The sequence below is a fragment of the Phytohabitans houttuyneae genome (assembly GCF_011764425.1).
In the GTDB taxonomy this organism is placed as follows: Bacteria; Actinomycetota; Actinomycetes; order Mycobacteriales; family Micromonosporaceae; genus Phytohabitans; species Phytohabitans houttuyneae.
Window position 1 is genome coordinate 1,310,835 of record NZ_BLPF01000003.1, and the last position, 23,245, is coordinate 1,334,079.

Sequence of the window (23,245 nt, forward strand, 5' to 3'; positions counted from 1 at the left end):
CCGGCGGGGCACACACTAGCATCCTAGGACGCTTTAGAGGGTGTGCCAGCGGTCATAGGACAGGAGAGAGGTGATCGCCGACGACGAGCGGCCCGCGGGTACCATCCGGCGGCGGTGCGCTCGCGGGGGCCGAGGAGCGCGCCGGCCACGACGCGACAGGGGAGGAGCGTCGGCGTGGACGGATCGGTACGCCTCGCGGTGGACCTGGGCACGACCCACACCGTGGCGGTGGTACGCCGCGGCGGTCAGGAGCCGCGGGCGCTGCTGTTCGACGGCACGCCGTTGCTGTCGTCGGGCGTGTTCGTCGACGCCACCGGCGGCCTGCACACCGGGCGGGACGGCACCCGGCTGGGCGGTGCGTCGCCGGAGCGGTTCGAGCCGTACCCCAAGCGCCGGGTCGACGAGGGCACGGTGCTGCTCGGCGAGCACGAGGTGCCGGTGGAGCAGCTGCTGGCCGCGTCGCTGCGGCGGGTCGCCGACGAGGCGCGCACCGCCGGGGTGGCGCCGGACGGTGCGACGGTGCTGACCTGTCCGGCGGACTGGGGGCAGCCGCGGCGCAACGTGCTGCGCGCGGCGGCGTGGCGGGCCGGGTTGGGTCAGGTGACGCTGCTGGACGAGCCGATCGCGGCGGCCACGTACTGCATGCAGGTGTTGGGTCAGCAGGTGCCGCCGGGTGGCTGCCTGGGGGTGTTCGACTTCGGCGGCGGCACGTTCGACGTGGCGGTGGTGCGGCGGGAGCCGGCCGGGCTGCGGGTGCTGGCGACCGGTGGCCTGGATGACCTGGGTGGCCTGGACGTGGACTCGGCGCTGGTGGCGCACCTTGGCCAGTTGGTGGCGGTGCGTGACCCGCAGTTGTGGCGGCGGCTGTCGGAGCCGGCTGACGGGGAGCAGCGGCGGGAGCGGCAGGCGTTCTGGTCGGAGGTGCGGGCGGCCAAGGAGATGCTGTCGCGGGCGTCGACGGCGCCGGTGCATGTGCCGGGTCGGGCGGATCCGATGCACCTGACGCGGGACGAGCTGGAGCGGGTGGGTGGGCCGCTGGTGGCGCGGGCGGTGGACGAGACGCGGCGGGTGTTGCAGCGCGCGGGTGTGGAGCCGGGTCACCTGTCGGGGTTGCTGCTGGTGGGTGGTTCGTCGCGGATGCCGTTGGTGGCGAGCCGTTTGCACGCGCGGTTGGGGGTGGCGCCGTCGGTGCCGGAGCAGCCGGAGCTGCCGGTGGCGTACGGGGCGCTGGTGCACGTGATGGCGGCCGCGCCGGTCACCGCGACGGGTACGGCGGGTGGTCCGGCGTTTCCGGTGTCGGGTCCGTTCGGTTCGCCGGCGGGTCCGTATCCGGTGTCGTCGCCGTTCGCGGCGGGTGTGGTGTCGGCGCCGATTCCGGCGTCGCCGGCGCCGGGGTACCCGCCGCCGCAGGGTGCCGGTCCGGTGGTGCCGGGGCCGCGGCCGCCGATGGGCCCGGCGGGCCAGTTCGGTGGGCCGGTGCCGCTGGCGAAGCCGGTGCCGCGCCGGCGGCGGCCGGTGCGGCGGGCGGTGTTCGCGGGTGTGGTGTTCGTGCTGGTGGGCGCGCTGGTGGCGGGTGTGGTGCAGGGTGCGCGGTGGCTGCGGCGCACGATCGACGACGCGGGTCCGGGGTTGGGCAGCGGGTTGCAGTTCGGGCAGCCGGGGGACACGGCGGTGGGTGGCAAGGGTGAGCTGGCCACTGTGGACACGCAGGCGCTGTCGCAGCCGGGTGCGGCGGCGGTGACGGTGTCCGGGCAGGACGTGGTGGTGGCGGCGGTGGGCTCGGGGTTCACCGAGGTGAAGGCGTTGCCGAGTGAGGGGGACCGGCGGGAGCCGCGGTGGTCGGCGAGGGTGCCGTTCGAGCCGGAGGGGGTGAAGCTGACGGCGGTCGGTGACCTGATCGTGGTCGACGGGGACAACTCGGCGACCGACGGTGGTGACGATGTGCGGGCGGTGCTGTCGGCGGTGGACGGCAAGCTGCGGTGGCGCAAGAAGTGGGAGAGCCGTACCGACATCGCGTACCTGGGTACCGATGTGGTGGTGGATGTGGACAACTCGTTCGACGGGCATCAGCTGCTGCGGGTGGATCTGCGTACCGGGGCGGAGAAGTGGAAGCGGGTGCCGGGCTCCGAGGAGACGCTGGTGATCGACGATCACCGGGTGGAGCCGGTGCGGCAGTGGGTGGGCGCCAAGGGTGGTGTGTTGCCGGCGGTCGAGGGGACGCTGCACGACGCGTTGACGGCGGGTACGGACGCGGTGGTGGAGCTGGAGGAGGACGAGGGCAGGGGAGCGGTGGTGAACGCGGTGACGGGTAAGCCGCGTTCGTCGGGGCCGTTGCCGTTGCAGGACGACTTCTGGACGGTGTTCGCCGGTCAGGTGGTCGGTGTGCAGAACGAGGCGGTGGGCAAGGGCCGGGATGTGCTGGCCGGGTACAAGCTGTCGGGGTTCGGGCTGGCGTGGAAGATGCCGCTGCCGGCGGGGCAGACGGTGGAGCGGGTCAAGCCGTGCGGGCAGTTCCTGGTGTGCGCGGCGATCGAGGCGGATGCGCAGAGCCGGGTGGTGGCGGTGGATGTGCGGTCGGGCAAGGAGGCGTGGAAGGTGTCGGTGGAGTCGGGTGACGACGCCGGCTGGTATGTGACGTCCGCGGGTGTGGTGGTGGGTGACGCGACGTTCGGCCCGATCAGCGACGCGGTGGTGGTGGGGCCGGACGGTAAGGAGCTGGGCCGGTTGCCGGATGGTGCGCAGGCCGAGGCGGTGCATGGTGGACGGTTGGCGTTCCAGCAGGCCGGGTTGAAGGGCTCCGAGGTGGCGTGGCAGGTGTTTGTGGCGGATGTGGTCGGCGGCAAGGGTACGAAGGCGGTGCAGGTGGGTGCGCAGCCGCCGGAGCAGGTGTCGTTGGCGGGGGATGTGGTGGGTGTGGTGACGAAGGACCGCCGGGTCTTGGTGTTACGCGTCCGTGGCGTTGCGTAACCGCGCGTGTCCGTTCCGCGTGGCTTGTGGTGGTTAGCCGCTGACCGCTGGTGCTAGATCGTCGCCGGGGGTTATCAGCGTTTGGAGGATGCGAGTACTCTTCCGGATCGTTGCCCAACCCCTCGGCAACGTTGCCTGACCCCTCGGCACTCGTGCCGGCTCTCGGGGCAACGCGACGACGGGGTCGGCCCGTCGTACGTGCAGCGGTTCGAAAAGGCTGCTGCGGAAGACCTGTCCACGGGAGGAAGGACCCCTTCGTGACCACCCCTGTCTCGGCCCGTCCCCATCCGGGCACCGCAATGACCGACGAGCAGCGCGCTGACTTCGAGCGGGACGGCTTCATCGTCGTTCCGGGCGTGCTCTCCGAGGACGAGGTCGCCCACTACGCGGCCGCCGTTGACCGGGTCTACGAGGAGCACGCCGCCGCCGGCAAGCTCGCCGCCGACCGGTCGCTGCACAAGCTCAACGCGGTGGACAGCTGCCCGGACCTGGCGCCGCTGCTGGACCACCCGAAGGCGTTCGGCCTGGTGTGGTCGATGCTCGGCTGGAACGTGCACGTGTACCACTCGCACCTGGACGTGCACCCGCCGCTGACGGAGCGCAAGCCGTTCCGGTTCGAGTGGCACCAGGACGGCGGCCGGCAGAACAGGGAGATCGAGTCGGACCCGCGGCCGCGGCTGTCCGTGAAGATCGCGTACTGGCTGTCGGACGTGTCGCAGACCGGCCGGGGCAACTTCCAGGTCGTTCCGGGCAGCCACCTCACCAACTGGATCGACGGCCCGCCGCGCCGGGACATGGAGTGGCCGAACCCGGAGGGTGCGATCGAGGTGACCGCCAACGCGGGTGACGCGGTCTTCTTCGACCGGCGCATTTGGCACGCGCGTTCGAACAACTACTCGGACGTGACGCGCAAGGGTGTGTTCTTCGGGTACACGTACCGGTGGGTGCACACGCGGGAGACGATGTCGGAGGATCTGGCGGGCCTGACGCCGGTGCAGCGGCAGCTGGTCGGTCTGCAGGACGGCGACGGCGACCACGCGTGGGGGCATTACCCGAAGGACGTCCCGCTGTACGGGCTGTTGAAGGAGCACGACCTGCTTGACCCGAAGTACCCGCCGCTGATCCCGTAGGGCGGTTTTCGCTTGTGGCCCGGCTCCCGTGTGTGGGGGGCCGGGCCTTCGCGTGGGTCGACGCGCTCAAGTTGACATAATGTGCATTATCGAACCTCTGGATAACTGTCCTTTGTGGCGCCTTGACCGCGTGTCGGTGGACGTTGTCGTACGGGGCTGGTAGGAAGCTGTCATCAAACACGTGTACGGAAGAGGTTCGTGATGGCACCCGCGCGTTCCGCCGTTCGAGGACTGTCCACCGACGACCTGCAGTCGATCCGCGACACGCTCGCGGCGGGTCGTAAGCCGCGGGTGATGTTCACCGAGGCGGCCGGGCAGATCGCCGGGCAGATCGGGCAGGTGGTGGAGCTCACCGACCCGGAGCTGTCGGACGAGTGGGTGGTGGTGCGGTTCGGCAAGGACGAGTTGCCGTTCTCCCCCACCGATGTGGTCATCCCGCCGAAGGGTGCGAAGGCCCCGGCGAAGAAGGTGGCGCCGCCACCGGAGCCGGTCGCTCCCCAGCCCGAGCTGAAGATCACCAGGTCGCCGGTGCCGGCGCCGCGCGAGGAGGCGAAAGTGACCACTGTGGATGAAGCACCCGCGGCGGCTGTCGTGGAGAAGCCGGCGGGTCGTAAGGCGGCCAAGGCGGCGAAGCCGAAGGCGCCGGCGGGCCTGACCGTCACCCTTTCGTATACCGAGGGTGAGTGGACGGTGGCGGCGACGCAGGGTGCGAAGGCCCTGGCGAAGCCGTATGTGATCCGCCCGTCGGAGGCGTTGAAGATGGTGGCGCTGGTCGACGTGCCGGGTGTGCAGGAGGCGGTCGAGCAGATCCTGTCGGCGGAGCGCAGTGAGGCCGAGCAGCAGGCGCAGAAGCTGCGTGCCGAGCTGGCCGAGATCGAGGCGCGGCTGGCCGAGCTGCGCGACGTGGGCTGAGGGCCGGTCTTGGCGAGGTGGGAGCGGTTCGAGGGCGAGGCGCCGCAGCTGGCGGCGGCGGTGCGGCGGCTGTTGGACGCGCACCGGCACAAGACGCTGGCGACGCTGCGCCGCGACGGTGGTCCGCGGATCAGCGGGACGGAGTCGGAGTTCCGCGACGGTGACCTGTGGTTCGGCAGCATGTGGATGGCCCGTAAGGCGGTCGACCTGCGCCGCGACCCGCGGTTCGCGCTGCATTCGGGCAGCGAGGACCCGCCGGAGGGCGACCCGTCGACGTGGCCGGGTGACGCGAAGCTGTCGGGGCGTGCGGTGGAGGTCACCGACCCGCGGCAGGTGGCGGCCGCGCACGGTGGTGAGACACCGCAGGAGCGCTCGCACCTGTTCCGCGCCGACATCGACGAGGTGGTGTGGACGCGGGTGGGCACTCCGGCCGACCATCTGCTGATCGACCTGTGGCGGCCGGGTGCCGGGGTGCGGCAGTTCAAGCGCTGAGATCGCGCCGGCGGGCATGTCGAAATCCGGGGTGCTGCTTCGTCCCAGGGGTGCGCGCGGCCACAATGGGCCGCATCTGGTCGAGGAGGCCCCTGATGGCCAAGTACCTGCTGCTCAAGCACTACCGTGGCGCGCCCGCGGCGGTCAACGACGTGCCGATGGACCAGTGGACTCCGGAGGAGGTCACGGCCCATATGAGGTACATGGACGAGTTCGCCGCGCGGCTGGAGCAGACCGGCGAGTTCGTCGACGGTCAGGCGCTCTCCCCCACCGGCACGTTCGTCCGGTTCGACGGTGCGGGGCGCCCGCCGGTGACCGACGGGCCGTTCGCGGAGACGAAGGACCTGATCGCCGGCTGGATGGTGATCGACGTGGACTCCTACGAGCGGGCGATCGAGCTGGCCGGTGAGCTGTCGGCGGCGCCGGGCGCGGGTGGCGAGCCGATCCACGAGTGGCTGGAGGTGCGGCCGTTCCTGACCGTGCCGCCGACCATCACGGAGTGACCGGCGGTGGACGAGGCCCTGCTCAGGTCCCTCACGCCGGCGGTGATCGGGGTTCTCGTGCGCCGCGGAGCCGACTTCGCGGCGGCCGAGGACGCCGTGCAGGACGCGCTGGTGGAGGCGGTGCGGCTGTGGCCGGACGACCCGCCGCAGGATGCCAAGGGCTGGCTGGTGGCGGTGGCCTGGCGCAAGTTTCTGGACGCGGCCCGCGCGGAGGCCTCGCGGCGGCGGCGTGAGGTGCTGGTCGAGGTGGAGCCGGTGCCGGAGCCGGTCGGGGCGGTCGACGACACGCTCGAGCTGTACTTCCTGTGCGCGCATCCGTCGCTGTCGCCGGCGTCGGCGGTGGCGTTGACGCTGCGGGCGGTGGGTGGGCTGAGCACCCGGCAGATCGCCCGGGCGTACCTGGTGCCGGAGGCGACGATGGCGCAGCGGATCAGCCGGGCCAAGCAGACGGTGTCGGGGGTGCGGCTCAACCAGCCCGGTGATGTCGCCACGGTGCTGCGGGTGCTGTACCTGGTGTTCAACGAGGGCTACTCCGGTGACGTCGACCTGGCCGCGGAGGCGATCCGGTTGACCCGGCAGCTGGCGGTGATGACCCGGCACGAGGAGGTGGCGGGCCTGCTGGCGCTGATGCTGCTGCACCACGCGCGGCGGCCGGCGCGCACGCGGGCGGACGGCAGCCTGGTGCCGCTGGCCGAGCAGGACCGCGGCCGGTGGGACACCGGCATGATCGCCGAGGGGGTGCAGGTGCTGCAGGCGGCGCTGGCCCGCGACCGGCTGGGTGAGTTTCAGGCGCAGGCGGCGATCGCGGCGCTGCACGCGGACGCCCGCACGGCGGCGGAGACGGACTGGGTGCAGATCGTCGAGTGGTACGACGAGCTGGTGCGCCTGACCGGCAGCCCGGTGGCCCGGCTCAACCGGGCGGTGGCGGTCGGTGAGGCGGACGGCGCGCGGGCCGGGCTGGCGGCGCTGGCGGGGTTGGACCCGGCGCTGCCCCGGTACACGGCGGTGGTGGCGTACCTGCACGAGCGGGACGGTGACCTGGTCACCGCGGCGCGGCTGTACGCGCGGGCGGCCCGGGAGGCGTCGAACCTGGCCGAGGCGGGCCACCTGACCCGGCAGGCGGCCCGGCTCAACGCGCTGCTACGCCTCAGTGGTAGCCGTCGTCGGCCGTCGTGACGCGTTTGCGGAAGACCCAGTACGTCCAGCCCTGGTAGAGCAGGACGAGCGGGGTGAAGATCGCGGCGACCCAGGTCATGAGGCGCAGCGTGTAGGGCGAGGACGACGCGGTGTCGACGGTCAGGTCGGCGGTGCCGGCGGTGGACGGGAGCACGGCGGGAAACAGGGCCGTGAACAGGGCGACCACGAGCAGGCCGATGGTCACGGCGGTACCGGTGAAGGCCCAGCCTTCGCGGCGGGCCCGGTTGGCGGCCAGTGCCGCGGCCAGGGCGAGCACCGACCCGGCGGCGGCCGCGACGGCGGCCGGTGCGGAGCGGATGGCGAGGGTCCACGCCGCGAAGGCGGTGAGCGCGGCCAGCGCCACCGGGCCGGTGCGGGCGGCGAGGCGGGTGGCGCGTTCGCGGATCGGGGTGACGGTTTTCAGGGCGAGGAAGACGGCGCCGTGCGTGACGAACAGGGTGAGGGTGACCAGGCCGCCGAGCAGCGCGTACGGGTGCAGCAGGTCGAGCAGGCCGCCGGCGTAGTCGCCGTCCGGTGCCAGTGGCAGCCCGCGGGTCAGGTTGGCCAGGGCGACGCCCCACAGGAAGGCGGGTGCGGTGGAGCCGAAGACGATGGCGGCGTCCCAGCGGGCGCGCCAGGCGGGGTCGTCGCGCATGCCCCGGTACTCGAAGGCGACGCCGCGCAGGATGAGGGCGAGCAGGATGAGCAGCAGCGGCAGGTAGAGGGCGGAGAAGAGGGTGGCGTACCAGGCGGGGAACGCGGCGAACATGGCGCCGCCGGCGGTGATGAGCCAGACCTCGTTGCCGTCCCAGACCGGGCCGATGGTGGCCAGCATGCCGCGGCGTTGGCGTTCGTCGCGGCCGAGGGCGGGCAGCAGCGCGCCGACGCCGAAGTCGAAGCCTTCCAGGACGAAGTAGCCGGTGAACAGCACGGCGATGAGGATGAACCAGACGGTGGCGAGCTCGATCACGACAGCCCCTTGGCGGCGTAGCGGACCAGCAGCTTGACCTCGATGAGGGCGAGGGCGGCGTAGACGAGGGTGAACGCGGTGAACGAGGTGAGCACCTCGGTGAGTGAGACGCTGCGGGACACGCCGTCGCGGGTGAGCATCTCGCCGAAGACGAGCCAGGGTTGGCGGCCCATCTCGGTGAAGATCCAGCCGAAGATGTTGGCGGCCAGGGGCAGCAGCGGCAGCACGAGGCAGGCGCGGGCCAGCCACCGGGAGCGGGGTACCCGGCCGCGGCGCTGTGCCCACAGGGCGATGAGGGCGACGAACGCGGCGAGCATGCCGAGCCCGATCATGAGGCGGAAGCTCCAGTAGGTGACCGGGATGACCGGGTTGTAGCTGCCGGGGCCGTACTGGGCGGTGTACTGGGCCTGCAGGTCGTTGATGCCTTCGACGCGGCCGTGGGTGTCGCCGGTGCCGAGCCAGGACAGCAGGTACGGGATTTTGATGGCGAACACCTCGCGGCCGCCGTCGAGGGTGCCGATGGTCAGGACGGAGAACGCGGCCGGCTGTTCGCTCTGGTAGAGGGCTTCGGCGGCGGCCATCTTCATCGGCTGTACCTCGGTCATGATCTTGCCTTGGGTGTCGCCGGTGATGGCGACGGCGGCCGCGGCGGCGAGGGTGACCCAGGCGCCCAGGCGCAGGGCGGGGCGGAACGCCTCGGTGCCGTGTGTGACCAGGTGCCAGAGGGCGACGGCGGTCATGAGGGCGCCGGCGACGAGGAAGCAGCCGGCGATGGTGTGCGGGAACGTGACGAGGGTGACCTTGTTGGTCAGGACGGCGCCGAAGTCGGTGAGGCGGGCCTGGCCGGTGGCGTCGACCTCGTAGCCGACCGGGTTTTGCATCCAGGAGTTGGCGGCGAGGATGAAGTAGGCGCTGGCGGTGGAGCCGGCGGCGGCGATCCAGATGCAGGCGAGGTGGACGCGGCGCGGGAGGCGTTCCCAGCCGAAGATCCACAGGCCGAGGAAGGTGGACTCGAGGAAGAACGCGAACAGGGCCTCGATGGCCAGGGGGACGCCGAAGACGTCGCCGACGAAGCGGGAGTAGTCGCTCCAGTTCATGCCGAACTGGAACTCCTGCACGATGCCGGTGACCACGCCCATCGCGAAGTTGACCAGGAAGAGCTTGCCGTAGAACTTGGTCAGGCGCAGGTAGCGTTCGTCGCCGGTGCGTACCCAGATGGTCTGCAGCACGGCGACGAGGACGGACAGGCCGATGGTGAGGGGGACGAAGAGGAAGTGGTAGACGGTGGTGACACCGAACTGCCAGCGGGCGACGTCGAGCGCGTCCATGCGGGACCTCCATCTTTACTACGTCCCGTAGTAGATAGTAGTTCGTGGTGGTCCCTCGCCCTGGGGGCGGCGCGAGTGGCGCTCGTCCCATTCGCGCGGCTGCGCGTGTCCGGCGACGTGCCGGTGCCGCTGCGGGGCGGGCCGCTGATCCTGGCCGCCAACCACATCAGCCCCATCGACCCGGCGGTGCTGATGGCCGCGTGCCGGGCGCGGGGCGTGGCGCCGAGGTTCCTGGCGGACGCGGCGGTGTTCCGGCTGCGCTCGGTCGGCTGGCTCGTGCGGCGCACCGGGCACGTGCCGGTGGCCCGCGGCACCGCGACGGTCACCGACGCGCTCGGCGACGCTGCCGCCGCGGTCGAGGCCGGCGCCGTGGTGCTCGTCTACCCGGAGGGGCGCATCGGCCTGGACCCCGGCTTCTGGCCGGAGAAGGGCAAGACCGGCACCGCGCGGCTGGCGCTGCTGAGCGGCGCCGTCGTGATCCCGGTCGCCCAGTGGGGCACCCACGAGCTCGTCCCGTACTCGGCGCCGAAAGGCGCGGTCCGGGGCCTGTTGCGCGCCATGCGGCACCGCCCGACGGTGCATGTACGTTTCGGCGCCCCGCTACGGGTCACCGGCACCGCGCGGGAGGCCACCGAGCAGATCATGGCAGCGATCACCGCGACACTGGCCCCGCTGCGCGCCGCCGAACCCGACCGCCCGAACCACGTCGACCCGACCCGCCCACTGTCCACGTCCCGCACCCGCCCGCGCTGACCCGCGCTGACCCCGCTCTCCGCCGCGGAGGAGCGGGCGGAGACCGCGCGCGGGGCGGGAGAGCTCAGCTGCGCTGGCGCAGGTAGGCCAGGACGGCCTCGCGGGTGGTGCGCACGCCGAGGACCTCGCGGGCCTGTGCGATGCGGCGGTTGGCGGTGCGCAGCGACAGGAACTCGGCGGCGGCCGCGGCGGCGATCGTCTCGCCGTTGGCGAGGCGTTCGAGCAGGGCGCGCTGCTCCGGCACCAGCTGGCCGACCACGTCGTCGGACTCCGGCTCGGGCTCGGCGTCCGGGTCCGCGTACACCGGGCCGAGCCGCCCCAGGTCGGCCACGAGCGCCCGGCCCAGCTCCCCCACCGGGTCGGTGATCGCCACGATGCCGGTGCCCCGCGCGGCCGCCAGCACGGCCAGGTGGGCGGTCTCCGCGTCCGGCACCCGGCCGAACAGCACCAGCCGCGACTCCGCCATGTCCCACGCCGCCTCGGCCAGCGCGAACCCCTCACGGGTCTGCCAGCCGCCGCGGGCCAGGCGGCGCAGCACGCTAGTCGCGTCGGCCGACGTCGACACCACGTAGCGGGGAGTCTCGGTCATGTCAGCTGTCCCAACCGGGCGGCGGCCTCGGTGCGGGTGCGCGCCCCCAGCTTGCGCATGCCCGAGCGGATGTGGGTCTCCACGGTCTCCCCGGAGATGCCCAGCTGCCCGGCGATCCGGCGGGTCGGCTCGCCGGCGGCGACCAGGCGCAGCACGTCGCGTTCCCGGTCGGTCAGGTCGGTGCCGGCGCGGGGTCCGCGCTGGTCGCGGCGCACCGCGTGGCGGCGCAGCGCCCGGCGGGCCCGGCCGAGCAGCACCACCAGGCCGGCCTGCTCGGCGAGGCGCTCGGCGGCCAGCAGCGGCGGCACCGCCAGCGCCGGGTCGGTCTCGTGGATGCCCTGGGCGAGCAGGCAGCGCACCTCCTCGCGGACGGCCAGGTCGTGCCAGGCGGCGGCGGCCCGGTCGAAGCCGCCGGCGGCCGTCCACGCCGCCAGGGTCGCGGCGACCGCGGCGGCCCGGTCGACGGCGGCCTTGCCCGGCGGCGGCGCCAGCCCCAGGTCGGAGGAGGCCCAGCGGGCGGTGATTTCGTGCAGCCCGGCCACCAGCGCGCCGGCGCGGGCCAGGTCGGCGTGCGCGGGCCGCAGCGCCAGGTCCGGCTGCCCGTCCAGCCAGGCGGCCTCGCGGCCCACCCAGTCCAGCAGCGCGCTGGGCGCCGCCACCCCGGCCAGCCGGGACCGGGCCGGGGCCAGCAGCCCGCCGTCGGCCTCGACCAGGCTGGCGGCGGCCGTCGCGTACCCGCGGGCCAGGGCCGGCAGGGTGCGGTCGGTCAGGTCGCCGGCCCGGCGGACCACGTCGTCGGTCGCGGCGCCGCGCAGCGCGACACACCACAGCTCGGCGGCCAGGAACCGGGTCTGCCAGCTGTAGGCCAGGTCGGCCGCGCACGCCTGGGCGGCACTGCCGGCGGCCTGCGCGGCCTCGGCCAGGCGCCCGTCGGCGGCGAGGGTCTCCACCAGCAGCCAGGCGCTCCACCGGGCGGCGAGCAGGTCACCGGCGGCGCCCGCGGCGGCGGTCGCCGAGGCCAGCCCGTACTCCCAGCCGTCGGCGCGGGCGTGCGCGCGGACCGCGGCGAGCGCGGCGCGCAGCCCGGCGTGCGGTGGCGGGTCGCCGTGCCGCTGCGCGATCCGGGCGGCCGCGGCGGTCGCCTCGGCCGGGTCTTCGGCGAGCCGGGCCAGCAGCAGGATCCGGTCGCGGGCGGCGACCACGTCCCGGGCGGCGCCGTCGGGCACCGGGGCGGCCGCGTCGCGGGCGGCGGCCACCTCGCCGACCTGCAGCAGCGCCTCGGCGCGCAGCACGGCCGCGTCGACGCCCAGCGGCGGGCCGCCGGTCACGGTCAGGGCGCGGACGGCGGCGCGCGGCCGCCCGCAGGCCAGCGCGGCGGACGCGGCGGCCATCCGCACGTCCGGGTCCGGGTCGACGCCGGGCAGGTCGCAGGCGAGCAGCAGCAGCTCGGCCCGTTCACCGGCGGTGGCCATCCGGCCGGCGGCGGCGACCGCCACCTGGTAGGCGGCCGGCCCGTCCCCGGCGGCGGCCAGGTGCCGGGCCGCCTCGCGCGGCGGCACCAGGCTGGCCAGCCGGCGGTGCAGGGCCTGGCGTCCCGGCGCGTCGAGCAGGCCGGCGGCGACCTCGGCCAGGTACGGCGAGACCGGGCTCAGCTCCCCGCCGTCGGTGGTGAGGACGAGACCGGCCTCGGTGAGCTCCTCGACGCCGGCGCCGAGCACCGCCGCGGTGGCCGGCCGGCCGAGCAGGCCCAGCGCCGCCATCGCGGTCCGGGCCGGGCGGGTCAGGTCGGCCAGGGCGGCCGCCACCGCGTACTCCACCTGGGCGGCGTCCTCGGCCATGTCGGCGGTGCCGCGGGAAGCGGCGTGGCGGGCCAGCGTCTCGACCGCCAGAGGCACCCCGCCGGCCCGGCCGACGACCGCGGTCACGCCGGCCTGGTCGAGCCCGGGCGCCACCCGGCGGGCCAGGTCGGCAGCGTCCTGTGCGGACAGTGGCGGCACCGCCAGCCAGCCCGACGCGGCCGCCCGCAACGCCTCCACCACACCGGCCGGAAGCCGGTGCGGGGTGCGCAGCGCGACCACCACCCGGCAGTGCGCGGCGACCGCCGGCAGGGCCGATAGGGTGGCCGGGTCGGCCCACTGCAGGTCGTCGAGGAGCAGCAGCCCGCCCCGCACCCGGGAGCGCACCGCCTCGGCCAGCAGTGCCGGGTCGGCGGCCGGAAGCCGCACCCGCACCGCGCGGGTCAGCGCGAACGCCGGCACGGCCTGGAGCATCGCCAGCCCACCACCGGCGAACACCGGCCCGCGGAAGGCGGCGCCGAGCTGGGTGAGCACGGTGGAGCGCCCGCTGCCCGGCCCGCCGGCGACGACGACCAGCGCAGGGGCGGCCAGCAGCGCGGTCGCCTCCTCGACGAGGGCGCCGGGCCGCGTGGCGGCGGGGGCGTGACGCAACTGGAGCCTCCCGCGTCAGACCGTGGCACGAACATGGGATCCTGCGCCGGCAGGATATTCATAGTGTGGATCCGTCAGGAGGGACACCGACACGATGAGCGAGCACGACCGCTGGAACCACGCCATTGTCGCCGACCGTACCGCCGGCTGACGAGTCATGGGACCAGGTCCGCTCAGTGCCCGAGTGGCGGCGCTCTGTGACGAAGCCGGCCCGCGGGTGGGCCCCGCAGCCCAGACGCAGGTACTCGGCGTGCGCAGACGCCTCGACGAGCCCCTCCGGGTGGCCATCGCCGGACGCCTGAAAGCCGGAAAGTCGACACTTGTGAACGCGCTCATCGGCCGGCGCGTAGCACCCACCGAAGTGGGAGAATGCACGCGAATCGTGACCCAGTTCCGGTACGGGACGGCCGACCGGGTCGACGTGGTCCGCCGCGACGGCTCCCGCTCCAGCCTGCCGCTGGACGAGTCCGGCATGATCCCGCAGCGGCTCGGCGTGCCCCGCCACGACATCTCGTACGTCGACGTCACCCTCACCAGCGACCACCTGCGCGAGCTGACCGTCGTCGACACCCCCGGACTGTCGTCCACCAACACGTCGGTCAGCGCGGGAGCGCGGCGCTTCCTGTTCAACGAGGCACCCATCGACGACGACATCGACGACGACTCGGTCGGCGCGATCTCCGGCGCCGAGGCGATCATCTACGTGTTCACCCAGTCGGTCCGCGACGACGACCTGCAGGCTCTGGAGGCGTTCCGGTCCATCTCGGCGCGGCTGGCCTCCAACCCGATCAACTCGCTCGGCCTGTTCAACAAGGTGGACAAGCTGGTCGCCGGCGTCGCCGACCCGTGGCCGGTGGCCGGGCCCCTGGCCGCCGACCAGACCAAGGTGCTGCGCCGCGTCGTCTCCGACGTCGTACCGGTGGTCGGGCTGCTCGCCGAGACGACCGAGGCCGGCCGCCTGACCGCCGCCGACTGCGAGGCGCTGCGCTCGCTGGCCCAGCTGCCCGAGACCGAGCGGCTGGTGCTGATGGCCTCGGTCGACCTGTTCACCTCCCGCGAATGCAAGATCCCCCGCGAGCAGCGGGAGCGGCTGCTGCGCCTGCTCGACCTGTACGGCATCGGGTTCGCCATGGCCCAGCTCGCCGCCCGCCCCCAGCTGGCCTCCGGCGACCTGGTCCGGATGCTGTTCCAGGCCTCCGGCTTCCCGCGGCTGCGGCACACCCTCGACCAGGCGTTCCGGTGGCGCACCGACGCCATCAAGGCCGGCTGGGCACTGTCCACCCTGGAGAAGATCGCCAGCCACACCGAGCGCCCCAACGACCGCGAGCTGCTGCGCGACGCGATCGAACGGGTGCTGCAGCAGCCCGACTACCACCGGCTGCGGCTGCTGGAGGTCGCCCAGCTGGTCTCCACCGGCTCCGTGGAGCTGCCCGAGCCGATGGAGCAGGAACTGACCCGCCTCGCCCTGTCCAACGACCCGCAGTGGATCCTCAACCTGCCCACCGCCGGCACCGAGCAGCTGGTCAAGGCGGCCCTCGACGCCGCCACCCGATGGCGGGTGTACGCGGTGGCCGGGGCCAGCCCCAGCCAGTCGCGGGTCGCCCTCGTCGCGCACCGCGGCTTCTACCTGCTCAGCCAGCGAGTCAGGGGTACCGCATGACGTCCGCGACCGCCAAGCCCGAGGCGCTGCAGAAGCTGCTCGGCAGCGCCGTCGACACGTCGTTGGCGTTCCTGCGCAAGACCGACCCGGACGCCGCCGCCGACCTCGACGCGGTCCGCCGCCGCGACCTGGGCCGCCCCGCGATCGTCGTGGTCGGCGAGACCAAACGCGGCAAGAGCTCCCTGGTCAACGCGCTCATCGGCGTGCCCGGACTGTCCCCTGTGGACGCGGCCGTGGCCACCGCCGCCTACCTGGAGTTCAGCCACGGCACCGAAAACAGCGCCCGCGCCTGGCTGCCCGGCCGCGAGGACCCGGTCCCGCTGCAGCAGTCCGACCTGCGCGACTGGGCCACCCCGTTCGGCCGGCTGCCGGAGGGGGCCCGGCCGCCGCGGCGGATCGAGGTGACCCACACGGCGCCGCTGCTGCAGTACCTGTCCCTGGTGGACACCCCCGGCACCGGCGGCCTGGACCCCGCCCACGCCGAGGTCGCCCTCGACGCGGTGGAGAAGGCGACCGCGCTGCTGTTCGTCGTCGACGCGGCCGCCCCGTTCGCCAAACCGGAGCTGGAGTTTCTCATCGAGGCCAGCAAACGGGTCAACTTCGTGGTGTTCGCGCTGTCCAAGGTGGACGCCTACCCCGGGTGGCGGACCATCCTGCAGGACGACCAGGCGCAGCTGCAGGCGCACGCCCCCCGCTTCGGGTCCGCGCCCTGGTTTCCGGTCTCCGCCCGGCTCGCCGAGCTGGCCATGACGCTGCCCCGCGAGGCGGCACCGGAGCTGATCAAGGAGTCCCGGATCGCCGAGCTGCAGCACGCCCTCATCGACCTGGCCGGCAAGGGCCACCTGCTCGGCCAGGCCAACGTGCTGCGCGCCGTCCGCTCCGAGTACATCCGCCTGGACCTGCAGATCGGCGACCGGATGAAGGCCACCGACCCGGACCCGCAGGACATGGCCAAGGCCAAGGCCGACCGGGCCGCCCTCGCCGCCCGCAAGCGCACCGAGTCCCGGCAGTGGAGCCTGGCGCTGAACACCGAGACCCAGCGCGCCCGGGTCGAGGCCACCGGCCGGCTGCGCAACTACGTGACCGCGCTGCAGGAGGAGTTCCTCAACAAGATCGAAAAGGCGAAGGGCGACGACATCAAGGCCCTGCCGCAGGACGTCGACCGCGCCCTGCACGCCCTGTCGGTACGCCTCTCGCACGACCTGGAGTACCGCTTCCGCAAGGTCGCCGAGCGCACCCTCACCCAGGTGTTCGGCCCGCACGAGCTGCAGTTCGTGCTGCGCCGCCTCAACGCCACCCTCCGCCACGCGCTGGCCACCAAACCCCGCCGCGAGGGCGGCGGCCCCGACAACGTGATGATCGCGATGTCCGCCGGCGGCATGGCGTTCATGGCCGGCCGCGGGGCGGTCGCCGGCGCGTCCGCGCTGGGCGCCGGCGCCATCATCGGCGGCGGGCTGCTGCTGCCCGTCGCCGGGCTCGGCCTCGGCCTGGCCGCCGGGGCGTTCATCCTGTACCGGCGGCGCGTGCAGACCGACCGGCAGCAGGCCCGCATCTGGCTTCGCGAGGTGCTCGGCGAGGCCCGCGCCGCGCTCGCCGACGAGATCATGCACCGCTTCACCGACCTGCAGTACGCGCTCACGCTGGCCCTCGACGACGCCATCGAACGCCGCCTGCAGCAGCTCGACGCGCACATCGCCGAGATCGACAAGGCACTGGCCGAAGACAAGGCCAGCCGCGCCCGCCGCAAGACGGCCCTGCAGACCGAACGCGACGGGCTCCGCGCCCGGGTCAAGCAGGTCGACGAGGTCCTGGCGAGGGCGCGTTCCCTCGCACCGGCACGCCCCACGGAGGAACAGCCATGAGTCAGCGCAGCGCGTTTGGAGCCCCGCGCCCGCCCGTAGCGAAGCGAGGCCGGGCATGAGCGAGCACGGCTGGGACGGCGGCGACTGGCCGGACGACCTGGACCCCGACACCGGCGACCTGGGCCCGGACGCACCGGACCTCGGCGGCGACCTGAGCGCGGACCCGCTCGGCGGCGGGCTCGAACCCGGCTTCGGCGACGCCGAGACCGCCGACCTGGGCGGCTTCGACCCGGCCTCCGACGGCCCGGCCGGCGACCTGCCCGACCACAGCCCCGACGTGCCGCTGGACCCGGCCGGCGACTCCACGGTGGACACACCGCACACCCTGGACGGCCCGGAAGCCGCCGACGCCGCCGAGCCCGGCGGCGACCCGGCGGACGACCTCACCCCGGTCGGCGCCGACCCGGACCTCGACACCAACGCCGACGGGTGGACCGACCAGTCCTTCCCCGAACCGCTCGACCTCGACGCACCCGAACCGGTCGACGGCTTCCCCTGGACCGACCCGGCCACGCTCGGCGCCGAGCCGCTGCCCGACCCGGACGCCGGCTACCAGGGCGCGCCGGAGCCGACCGAGCTGGCCTCCTACGCCGGCGAGGAGATCCCGCCCGGCGCCGACCCGTGGACCGCCCTGTCCGCCTCCGAGGACCCGGCGACCAGCTCCCTGGCCCGCTGGTGGTCGCCCGAGGCCTGACCCCGGCCATCGTCGATCAAGGACCGGTCCCCCGGAAGCCGGACCCCGGGCGGGCGGTTGATCAGGGACCTCGTGGGTGGAACGCCGGCCGGCGCGCCGACCAGGTCCCTGATCAACCGCCCCCGGGCGGCGGGTCAGCCGGCGGAGACGAGGATCAGCACCACCACGGCGATCAGCACCATCGCGCCCAGCGCGACCGTCCACACCAGAGCGGGCTCCTCGTACCAGGCGCGGCCGCCGGCGCGCGGGGCCATCACCGGTGGGCGGGGCGGGGCCACCGGGGCCGTCCGCGGCGGCGGCACGTGCTGCTGCGGCGGGCGGGGCGCGGCCCGCGGCGGTGAGACCGGTGTGGCGCTGACCGGCGGCGCCGACGGGCGCGCGATCACCGGCGGGCGCGGCGGCGCGACCGGGGCCGGGACACCGGGGCGGCCGGCGGGCGGGAAACGGGTGCGGCCGGCGGGTGCGCCATCGGCGGGGCGGTGACCGGACGGGCCGGCTGCGGCGCCACCCGCGGCGGCGGGGCGACCGGGCGGGGCACACCGGAGTGGACCGGGCCGGCCGGGGCCACCGGGGCGCCGAAGAACAGGGCACCCTCGGCGACCACTGTCTCGGGCTGCTCGAGGGTGGTCGGTGCCACGCCCAGCTCGGTGTGCAGCAGGTGCGCGGCCAGCGGGATGCGGCTGGAGCCGCCCACCAGGAAGATGCCGACCAGGTCGTGCGGGGCCAGCCGGGCCGCGGTGATGGTCTGGGCCAGGCAGTGCACGGTCTGCAGCACGTACGGGCGGATCAGCCCGTCGAACTCCTCCCGCGTGATGTGCGCGGAGATGTCCAGCGCCGGCAGGTGCACGTCGGCGCTGGTGGTGCGCGACAGCATCTCCTTCGCGCCGCGCACGTCGTCGTAGAGCAGGGCCCGCTGCCGCCGCTGGCCCGGGTCGGCCGGGCTGACCAGGCTGTTCCACAGGGTGGTGCGGGTCTCGGAGTAGCCGCGCCCCAGGTGCTCGACCAGCGCCTGGTCGAAGTCCAGGCCGCCCAGGTCGGACAGGCCCGCCTCGGCCAGCACCTCGAAACCGGCCGGGGTGCGCCGCACCACCGCCGCGTCGAACGTGCCGCCGCCCAGGTCGTAGATCGCCAGCGCGCGCCCCACCGGCATCGCGCTGCCCAGCACCGCCGTGTAGTACGACGCGGCGGCGACCGGCTCGACGACCAGCCGCGGGGTGGGCAGGCCGGCCGCGCGCACCGACTCCACGAGCACCGCGCGGCGCCGCTCACCCCAGCGGGCCGGATGGGTGACCCGGACCTCCTCGACCGCGCCGCCCAGGTGCCGGGCCGCCTCCGACGCGATCCGGCCCAGCACCGCGGCGATCACCCGCGGCACCGGCAGCTCCTGCTCGCCGAGCAGCACCACACCGTCGTCGACGCGCCGCTTGGGGTTGGGCTCGAAGCGGGCCGGGTCGAGCCGCGCGGTGCGCTCGGCGTCCCGGCCGACCAGCAGCTTGCCGTCCGGGTTGAGGTAGACGGCCGACGGCAGCAGCGGCGAGCCGTCGAACAGCAGCGGCCGCGCACGCCCGTCCGCGCCGCGGACCATGGCCACCGTGTTCGACGTGCCGAAGTCGATGCCGAGCACCCGCATGGCCGACACCCTACCGTCGCCCTGTGCGTGCATACTGCACGCCGTGAGCCGCCCCGCCGACGAAAGACAGGCACCTTGACCTACCTGGAGCATCCCGTCCCGCTGGCGTTCGCACACCGGGGCGGTGCCGCCGAAGGCGACGAAAACACCGCGGAGGCGTTCGCCCGCGCCGTCGCCCTCGGCTACCGGTACGTGGAGACCGACGTGCACGCCACCACCGACGGCGTCGCCGTGGTCTTCCACGACGCCACCCTCGACCGGGTCGCCGGCCGGCCGGGGCGGATCGACCAGCTGTCCTGGGCCGACCTTCAGGCGGTGCGGGTGGGCGGCGCGGCGGCGGTGCCGCGGCTGGACGACATCCTCGCGGCGTGGCCGCAGGTCCGGTTCAACATCGATGTGAAGGCCGGCAGCGGCGTCGAGGCCACGGTCGAGACGGTGACCCGCGCGGGCGCCGGCGACCGGGTGCTGCTGGCCTCGTTCAGCGACGCCCGGCTGGCCCGGTTGCGCACCCTCGCCGGCCCCAAGGTGGCCACGTCGCTGGGGATGCGGGCGGTGGCCCGGCTGCGGGTGGCGTCGCTGACCGGGCAGCGGCTGGTGCTGCCGACGTCGGTGGTGGCCGCGCAGGTGCCGGTGCGGTACGGGCGGCTGCCCGTGGTCGACCGGCGGTTCGTGCGGTACGCGCACAAGCTCGGCCTGCAGGTGCACGTGTGGACGATCGACGACCCTGCCGAAATGCACGACTTACTTGATCTTGGTGTTGATGGCATCATGACGGATCGCGTCGACGTGCTACGTGAGGTCTATCTGAGCCGGGGCGTGTGGCACGACAGTGGTGCCGCATGAGCGCGGAGCGCGATTGCCTAAAAGAGGGACCGTGACGACCACCGACACCACCAGCGACAGCACCAGCCGGTACGCCACGCGCCGCGAGCGGGCCGGCTGGTACTTCTACGACTGGGCCAACTCCGCCTTCCAGACCACCGTCATCGCGGTGTTCCTCGGACCGTTCCTGACCGCGGTCACCGAGCAGGCGGCCGGCTGCGCGCTGGGCGCCGACGAGTGCGACGCCGACGTGCACCCGTTCGGGCTCACGATCGCGGCCGGCTCCTACTACCCGTACGTGGTGTCGCTGTCGGTCCTGCTCACCGTCTTCGTGCTGCCCGTGATGGGCGCCGTCGCCGACCGCTCCGCGCACAAGAAGCGGCTGCTGGCCGGCGCCGCGTTCATGGGCGCGGCCGCCACCTGCGGGTTCATGTTCGTGACCGGCGACCGCTACTTGCTGGGCGGCCTGCTGTTCCTGATCGCGAACATCTCCTTCGGCGCCAGCATCGTCGTCTACCACTCGTACCTGCCGCAGCTGTCCGGCCCCGACCAGCGCGACGACATCTCCAGCCGCGGGTGGGCGCTGGGCTACCTGGGCGGGTTCATCCTGCTCGCGCTCAACCTGGTCGCCGTGCAGATCTTCGGCATCAAGGACGACGACCAGCGCACCCTCGACATCGCCCGCTGGTCGATCGTGTCCGCCGGCGTGTGGTGGGCCGTGTTCACGCTCGTGCCGCTGAAGTTCATGCGCGAGTACCCGGCCGTCAACGCCAGCGCCGGCGCCAACGTGATCACCGACGGCTTCCGCCAGCTGGGCCGCACCGTCAAGGGCATGCGGGCGTACCCGCTGACCCTGTTCTTCCTGCTCGCCTTCCTGATCTACAACGACGGCATCCAGACCGTGATCAACCTGGCCAGCCAGTTCGGCAGCGAAGAGCTGGGCCTTGCGACCAACACCCTGATCATCACGATCCTGGTGGTGCAGCTGACCGCGTTCTTCGGCGCGCTCGGGCTCGGCCGCCTCGCCGGGCGGATCGGCGCCCGCAAGACCGTGCTGCTGAGCCTGGTGCTGTGGACCGCCGTCGTCATCGCCGCGTACTGGCTGCCCGGCGAGGCGCCGCTGCCGTTCATCGCGCTCGGCGCGGCGATCGGCATCGTGCTCGGCGGCAGCCAGGCGCTGAGCCGGTCGCTGTTCAGCCAGCTGATCCCGAAAGGCAAGGAAGGCGAGTACTACGGCTTCTACGAGATCAGCGACAAGGGCACCAGCTGGCTCGGGCCGCTCGCGTTCGGCCTGGTCTACCAGATCACCGACAGCTACCGGGTCGGCATCGTCGCGCTGGTCGCGTTCTTCGTGGTCGGTTTCATCCTGCTGGCGCTGGTGCCGCTGCGCCGCGCGATCCTGGCCGCCGGCAACCGACCGCCGCACATCCTCTAAACGCCCGTTAAGGTATTGGCGTGGACCGTTTCGTGCAGGCCGTGCCGCCACCCGCCGACCCGTACGCCGGCGACCCCTTCCTGCGTTCCTGGCTGGACCGCATCCTGGGGCCCGCCGGCCACGCGGCGGCCAAGGACCGCCTGTCGGCCCTCGCGGCCGACGTCGTGGGCACCCTCCGCGCGGCGCACGCCGACGCCGAGGCACATCCGCCGACCCTCATCCGGTACGAGCCATGGGGCGCCAGGGTCGACCGCATCGAGACCTCCGCCGGGTGGCAGGCGCAGCGCGCGGCCGCCGCCCGCCACGCGGTCGTGGCACTGCCGTACCTGCCCGACTCCCGGGCCACCTGGGGCGCGGCCGCGCGGGTGGTGCAGCACGCCCTCCTGCACCTGTACGGCCCCGAGTCCGCCACCTTCTCCTGCCCGGTCGCGATGGCCGACGGCGCCGCCGCGCTGCTGTCCCGCCCCGAGGTCGACCCCGCGGTACGCGAGGCGTGGCTGCCGCGGCTGGTCGCCACCGACCCGGCCACCGCCGTCACCAGCGGGCAGTGGATGACCGAGTCGCAGGGCGGCTCCGACCTGTCCCGCTCGTCCACAGTGGCGTCCCTTGTGGACGGCCGGTGGCGGCTGACCGGCGAGAAGTGGTTCTGCTCGGCCGCCGACTCCGCCATGGCCGTGGCGCTGGCCCGCCCCGACGGCGCCGGCCCGGGCAGCCGCGTGCTGGCCCCGTTCCTGATCCCCCGCTACGGGCCGGACGGCGCCACCACCGCGCCCGGCATCCGGGTGCACCGGCTCAAGGACAAGCTCGGCACCCGCGCCCTGCCCACCGCCGAGATCGGCCTGGACGGCGCCGCCGCCCTGCCGCTGGGCGACCCCGCCGGGCCCGGCGGCCTGACCCGGGCGATGACGCTCGTCGTGGTCACCCGCCTGCACAACGCCGCGGCCGCCGCCGGTGGCATGCGCCGCGGCCTGCAGTACGCCCTCGCGTTCGCCGCCGGCCGCACCGTCGCCGGCGGGCCGCTGTCCCGCTCGCCGCTGCACCGCGCCACGCTGGGCACGCTCGCGGTCGACGCCGCCGGCGCCTTCGCGCTGGCCGCGCACGCGTTCGCCCTGCTCGGCCGCGTCGAGGTGGGCGCCGACCCGTACGCCGCCGCCGAGCTGCGCATCGTCGCGCCGCTGGCCAAGCTCGTCACCGGCAAGCTCGCCGTCGCCTCGGCCAGTGAGTATGTGGAAAGCTTCGGCGGCGCCGGCTACGTCGAGGACACCGGCGTGCCCCGCCTGCTCCGCGACGCGCAGGTCCTGCCGATCTGGGAAGGCACCACGAACGTCCTGGCCCTGGACGCGCTGCGCGCCACCGTCCGGGACGACGCCGCCGTCCCGCTGCTGGCCCGCCTCGACGCCGCGCAGGACATCGCCCGGGCATCTCACCCGCCCTGTCCGACCAGCTCGCCGACGCCACCGCCGCGCTGCGGGCCGACCTGGCCGACGTGACCGCCGACCCGACCGCGGTGGCCGTGGTGGCCGGCGCCCGCGGCCTGGCGCTGCGCATGGGTTACGCCCTGACCGCCGCCCTGCTGGTCGAGCACGCCGTCACCGGCGACGAACAGGCCGAGATCGCCGCCCGCCTGTGGGCGCGGCGGCGGCTGCGGCACGAGGAGATCGCGGTCGACGCCCACCACCACCTGGACCTGCTGGCCTGAGCCGCAAATCGGTTGAGCCGCCCGTGCGCGCCCGCTTACGGTGCATGCGGCCCCGTCGCCGTGAGGACATGAGGACAGACCGCGTGACCCCGCCCGCTCTTTAGACCTGACAGCTTCCGCTCACCGGTAGCCGGCGTACCCCGCCGGTGCCGCCGGGCTGCCTGCGCGCGCCCGGT

Annotated in this window: 20 protein-coding genes; 14 read left to right on the forward strand and 6 right to left on the reverse strand. The window is 74.0% G+C overall.

Annotated elements, in window-relative coordinates:
• Positions 1-174 precede the first annotated feature (174 nt).
• The 6 genes from Phou_RS40920 to Phou_RS40945 all read left to right on the forward strand — a co-directional run bounded on the left by Phou_RS40920 (position 175) and on the right by Phou_RS40945 (position 7,180).
• Positions 175-2,967, forward strand: coding sequence for an Hsp70 family protein (locus Phou_RS40920; RefSeq protein WP_173068027.1), 2,793 nt, complete (start codon positions 175-177; stop codon positions 2,965-2,967).
• A 257-nt stretch (positions 2,968-3,224) separates the two neighbouring features.
• Positions 3,225-4,097, forward strand: a complete 873-nt coding sequence (locus Phou_RS40925; RefSeq protein WP_246274312.1) for a phytanoyl-CoA dioxygenase family protein — start codon at positions 3,225-3,227, stop codon at positions 4,095-4,097.
• Between the two features lie 201 nt (positions 4,098-4,298).
• A complete protein-coding gene (locus Phou_RS40930) occupies positions 4,299-5,009 on the forward strand; it encodes a hypothetical protein (RefSeq protein WP_173068030.1) in 711 nt (236 codons plus the stop codon).
• Between the two features lie 9 nt (positions 5,010-5,018).
• The gene (locus Phou_RS40935; RefSeq protein WP_173068033.1) at positions 5,019-5,501 is read left to right on the forward strand and encodes a pyridoxamine 5'-phosphate oxidase family protein; all 483 of its coding nucleotides are present in this window, start codon (positions 5,019-5,021) and stop codon (positions 5,499-5,501) included.
• Positions 5,502-5,596: 95 nt separating this feature from the next.
• The gene (locus tag Phou_RS40940) at positions 5,597-6,004 is read left to right on the forward strand and encodes a YciI family protein (RefSeq protein ID WP_173068036.1); all 408 of its coding nucleotides are present in this window, start codon (positions 5,597-5,599) and stop codon (positions 6,002-6,004) included.
• Between the two features lie 6 nt (positions 6,005-6,010).
• Positions 6,011-7,180, forward strand: coding sequence for an RNA polymerase sigma factor (locus Phou_RS40945; protein ID WP_173068039.1), 1,170 nt, complete (start codon positions 6,011-6,013; stop codon positions 7,178-7,180).
• Here the strand turns inward: Phou_RS40945 and cydB are convergent.
• Together cydB and Phou_RS40955 are read right to left on the reverse strand one after the other, a co-directional pair.
• Positions 7,152-8,147: a cytochrome d ubiquinol oxidase subunit II gene (gene cydB, locus Phou_RS40950; RefSeq protein ID WP_173069072.1), complete on the reverse strand. Its 996-nt coding sequence runs from the start codon at positions 8,145-8,147 to the stop codon at positions 7,152-7,154. The two genes, Phou_RS40945 and cydB, sit on opposite strands and share 29 nt — an antisense overlap.
• Entirely contained in the window at positions 8,147-9,478 is a 1,332-nt protein-coding gene (locus Phou_RS40955) for a cytochrome ubiquinol oxidase subunit I (RefSeq protein ID WP_173068042.1), read from the reverse strand. Before Phou_RS40955 ends, cydB begins: the two co-directional genes overlap by 1 nt.
• Here Phou_RS40955 and Phou_RS40960 point away from each other — a divergent pair.
• Positions 9,449-10,231: a lysophospholipid acyltransferase family protein gene (locus Phou_RS40960; RefSeq protein WP_371872263.1), complete on the forward strand. Its 783-nt coding sequence runs from the start codon at positions 9,449-9,451 to the stop codon at positions 10,229-10,231. The genes Phou_RS40955 and Phou_RS40960 overlap by 30 nt on opposite strands.
• Before the next feature lie 64 nt (positions 10,232-10,295).
• Here the strand turns inward: Phou_RS40960 and Phou_RS40965 are convergent, their stop codons facing one another.
• Positions 10,296-10,820, reverse strand: a complete 525-nt coding sequence (locus Phou_RS40965) for a LuxR family transcriptional regulator (protein ID WP_173068045.1) — start codon at positions 10,818-10,820, stop codon at positions 10,296-10,298.
• A complete protein-coding gene (locus tag Phou_RS40970) occupies positions 10,817-13,267 on the reverse strand; it encodes a helix-turn-helix transcriptional regulator (RefSeq protein ID WP_173068048.1) in 2,451 nt (816 codons plus the stop codon). The genes Phou_RS40965 and Phou_RS40970 overlap by 4 nt, the downstream gene beginning before the upstream one ends.
• A 157-nt stretch (positions 13,268-13,424) precedes the next feature.
• Between Phou_RS40970 and Phou_RS40975 the strand changes: the two genes are divergently transcribed.
• From Phou_RS40975 to Phou_RS40985, 3 genes are read left to right on the forward strand one after another with little or no spacing between them, the layout of a single operon-like run.
• On the forward strand, positions 13,425-14,927 hold the full coding sequence (locus Phou_RS40975; protein WP_173068051.1) for a dynamin family protein: 1,503 nt from the start codon (positions 13,425-13,427) through the stop codon (positions 14,925-14,927).
• Complete coding sequence (locus Phou_RS40980; protein WP_173068054.1) at positions 14,924-16,789, forward strand: dynamin family protein; 1,866 nt, start codon at positions 14,924-14,926, stop codon at positions 16,787-16,789. The genes Phou_RS40975 and Phou_RS40980 overlap by 4 nt, the downstream gene beginning before the upstream one ends.
• Positions 16,790-16,844: 55 nt before the next feature.
• Complete coding sequence (locus Phou_RS40985) at positions 16,845-17,483, forward strand: hypothetical protein (protein WP_173068057.1); 639 nt, start codon at positions 16,845-16,847, stop codon at positions 17,481-17,483.
• A 134-nt stretch (positions 17,484-17,617) separates the two neighbouring features.
• Here Phou_RS40985 and Phou_RS54785 read toward each other — a convergent pair whose 3' ends face one another.
• Together Phou_RS54785 and Phou_RS40995 are read right to left on the reverse strand one after the other, a co-directional pair.
• Positions 17,618-17,869, reverse strand: coding sequence for a hypothetical protein (locus tag Phou_RS54785; protein WP_173068060.1), 252 nt, complete (start codon positions 17,867-17,869; stop codon positions 17,618-17,620).
• Entirely contained in the window at positions 17,866-19,113 is a 1,248-nt protein-coding gene (locus tag Phou_RS40995) for an Hsp70 family protein (RefSeq protein ID WP_173068063.1), read from the reverse strand. Before Phou_RS40995 ends, Phou_RS54785 begins: the two co-directional genes overlap by 4 nt.
• A 75-nt stretch (positions 19,114-19,188) precedes the next feature.
• Here Phou_RS40995 and Phou_RS41000 point away from each other — a divergent pair, with 75 nt between their 5' ends.
• From Phou_RS41000 to Phou_RS41015, 4 genes are read left to right on the forward strand one after another with little or no spacing between them, the layout of a single operon-like run.
• Positions 19,189-19,956 carry a glycerophosphodiester phosphodiesterase family protein gene (locus Phou_RS41000; RefSeq protein ID WP_173068065.1) on the forward strand — a complete coding sequence of 256 codons (768 nt, stop codon included), beginning with the start codon at positions 19,189-19,191 and terminating at the stop codon, positions 19,954-19,956.
• A 31-nt stretch (positions 19,957-19,987) separates the two neighbouring features.
• On the forward strand, positions 19,988-21,370 hold the full coding sequence (locus Phou_RS41005) for an MFS transporter (protein WP_173068068.1): 1,383 nt from the start codon (positions 19,988-19,990) through the stop codon (positions 21,368-21,370).
• 20 nt (positions 21,371-21,390) lie between these two features.
• Positions 21,391-22,860 (forward strand): acyl-CoA dehydrogenase family protein, encoded by a 1,470-nt coding sequence (locus tag Phou_RS41010; RefSeq protein WP_173068071.1) that lies wholly within the window; start codon positions 21,391-21,393, stop codon positions 22,858-22,860.
• Positions 22,857-23,069, forward strand: a complete 213-nt coding sequence (locus Phou_RS41015; protein WP_173068074.1) for a hypothetical protein — start codon at positions 22,857-22,859, stop codon at positions 23,067-23,069. The genes Phou_RS41010 and Phou_RS41015 overlap by 4 nt, the downstream gene beginning before the upstream one ends.
• Positions 23,070-23,245: the final 176 nt, after the last annotated feature.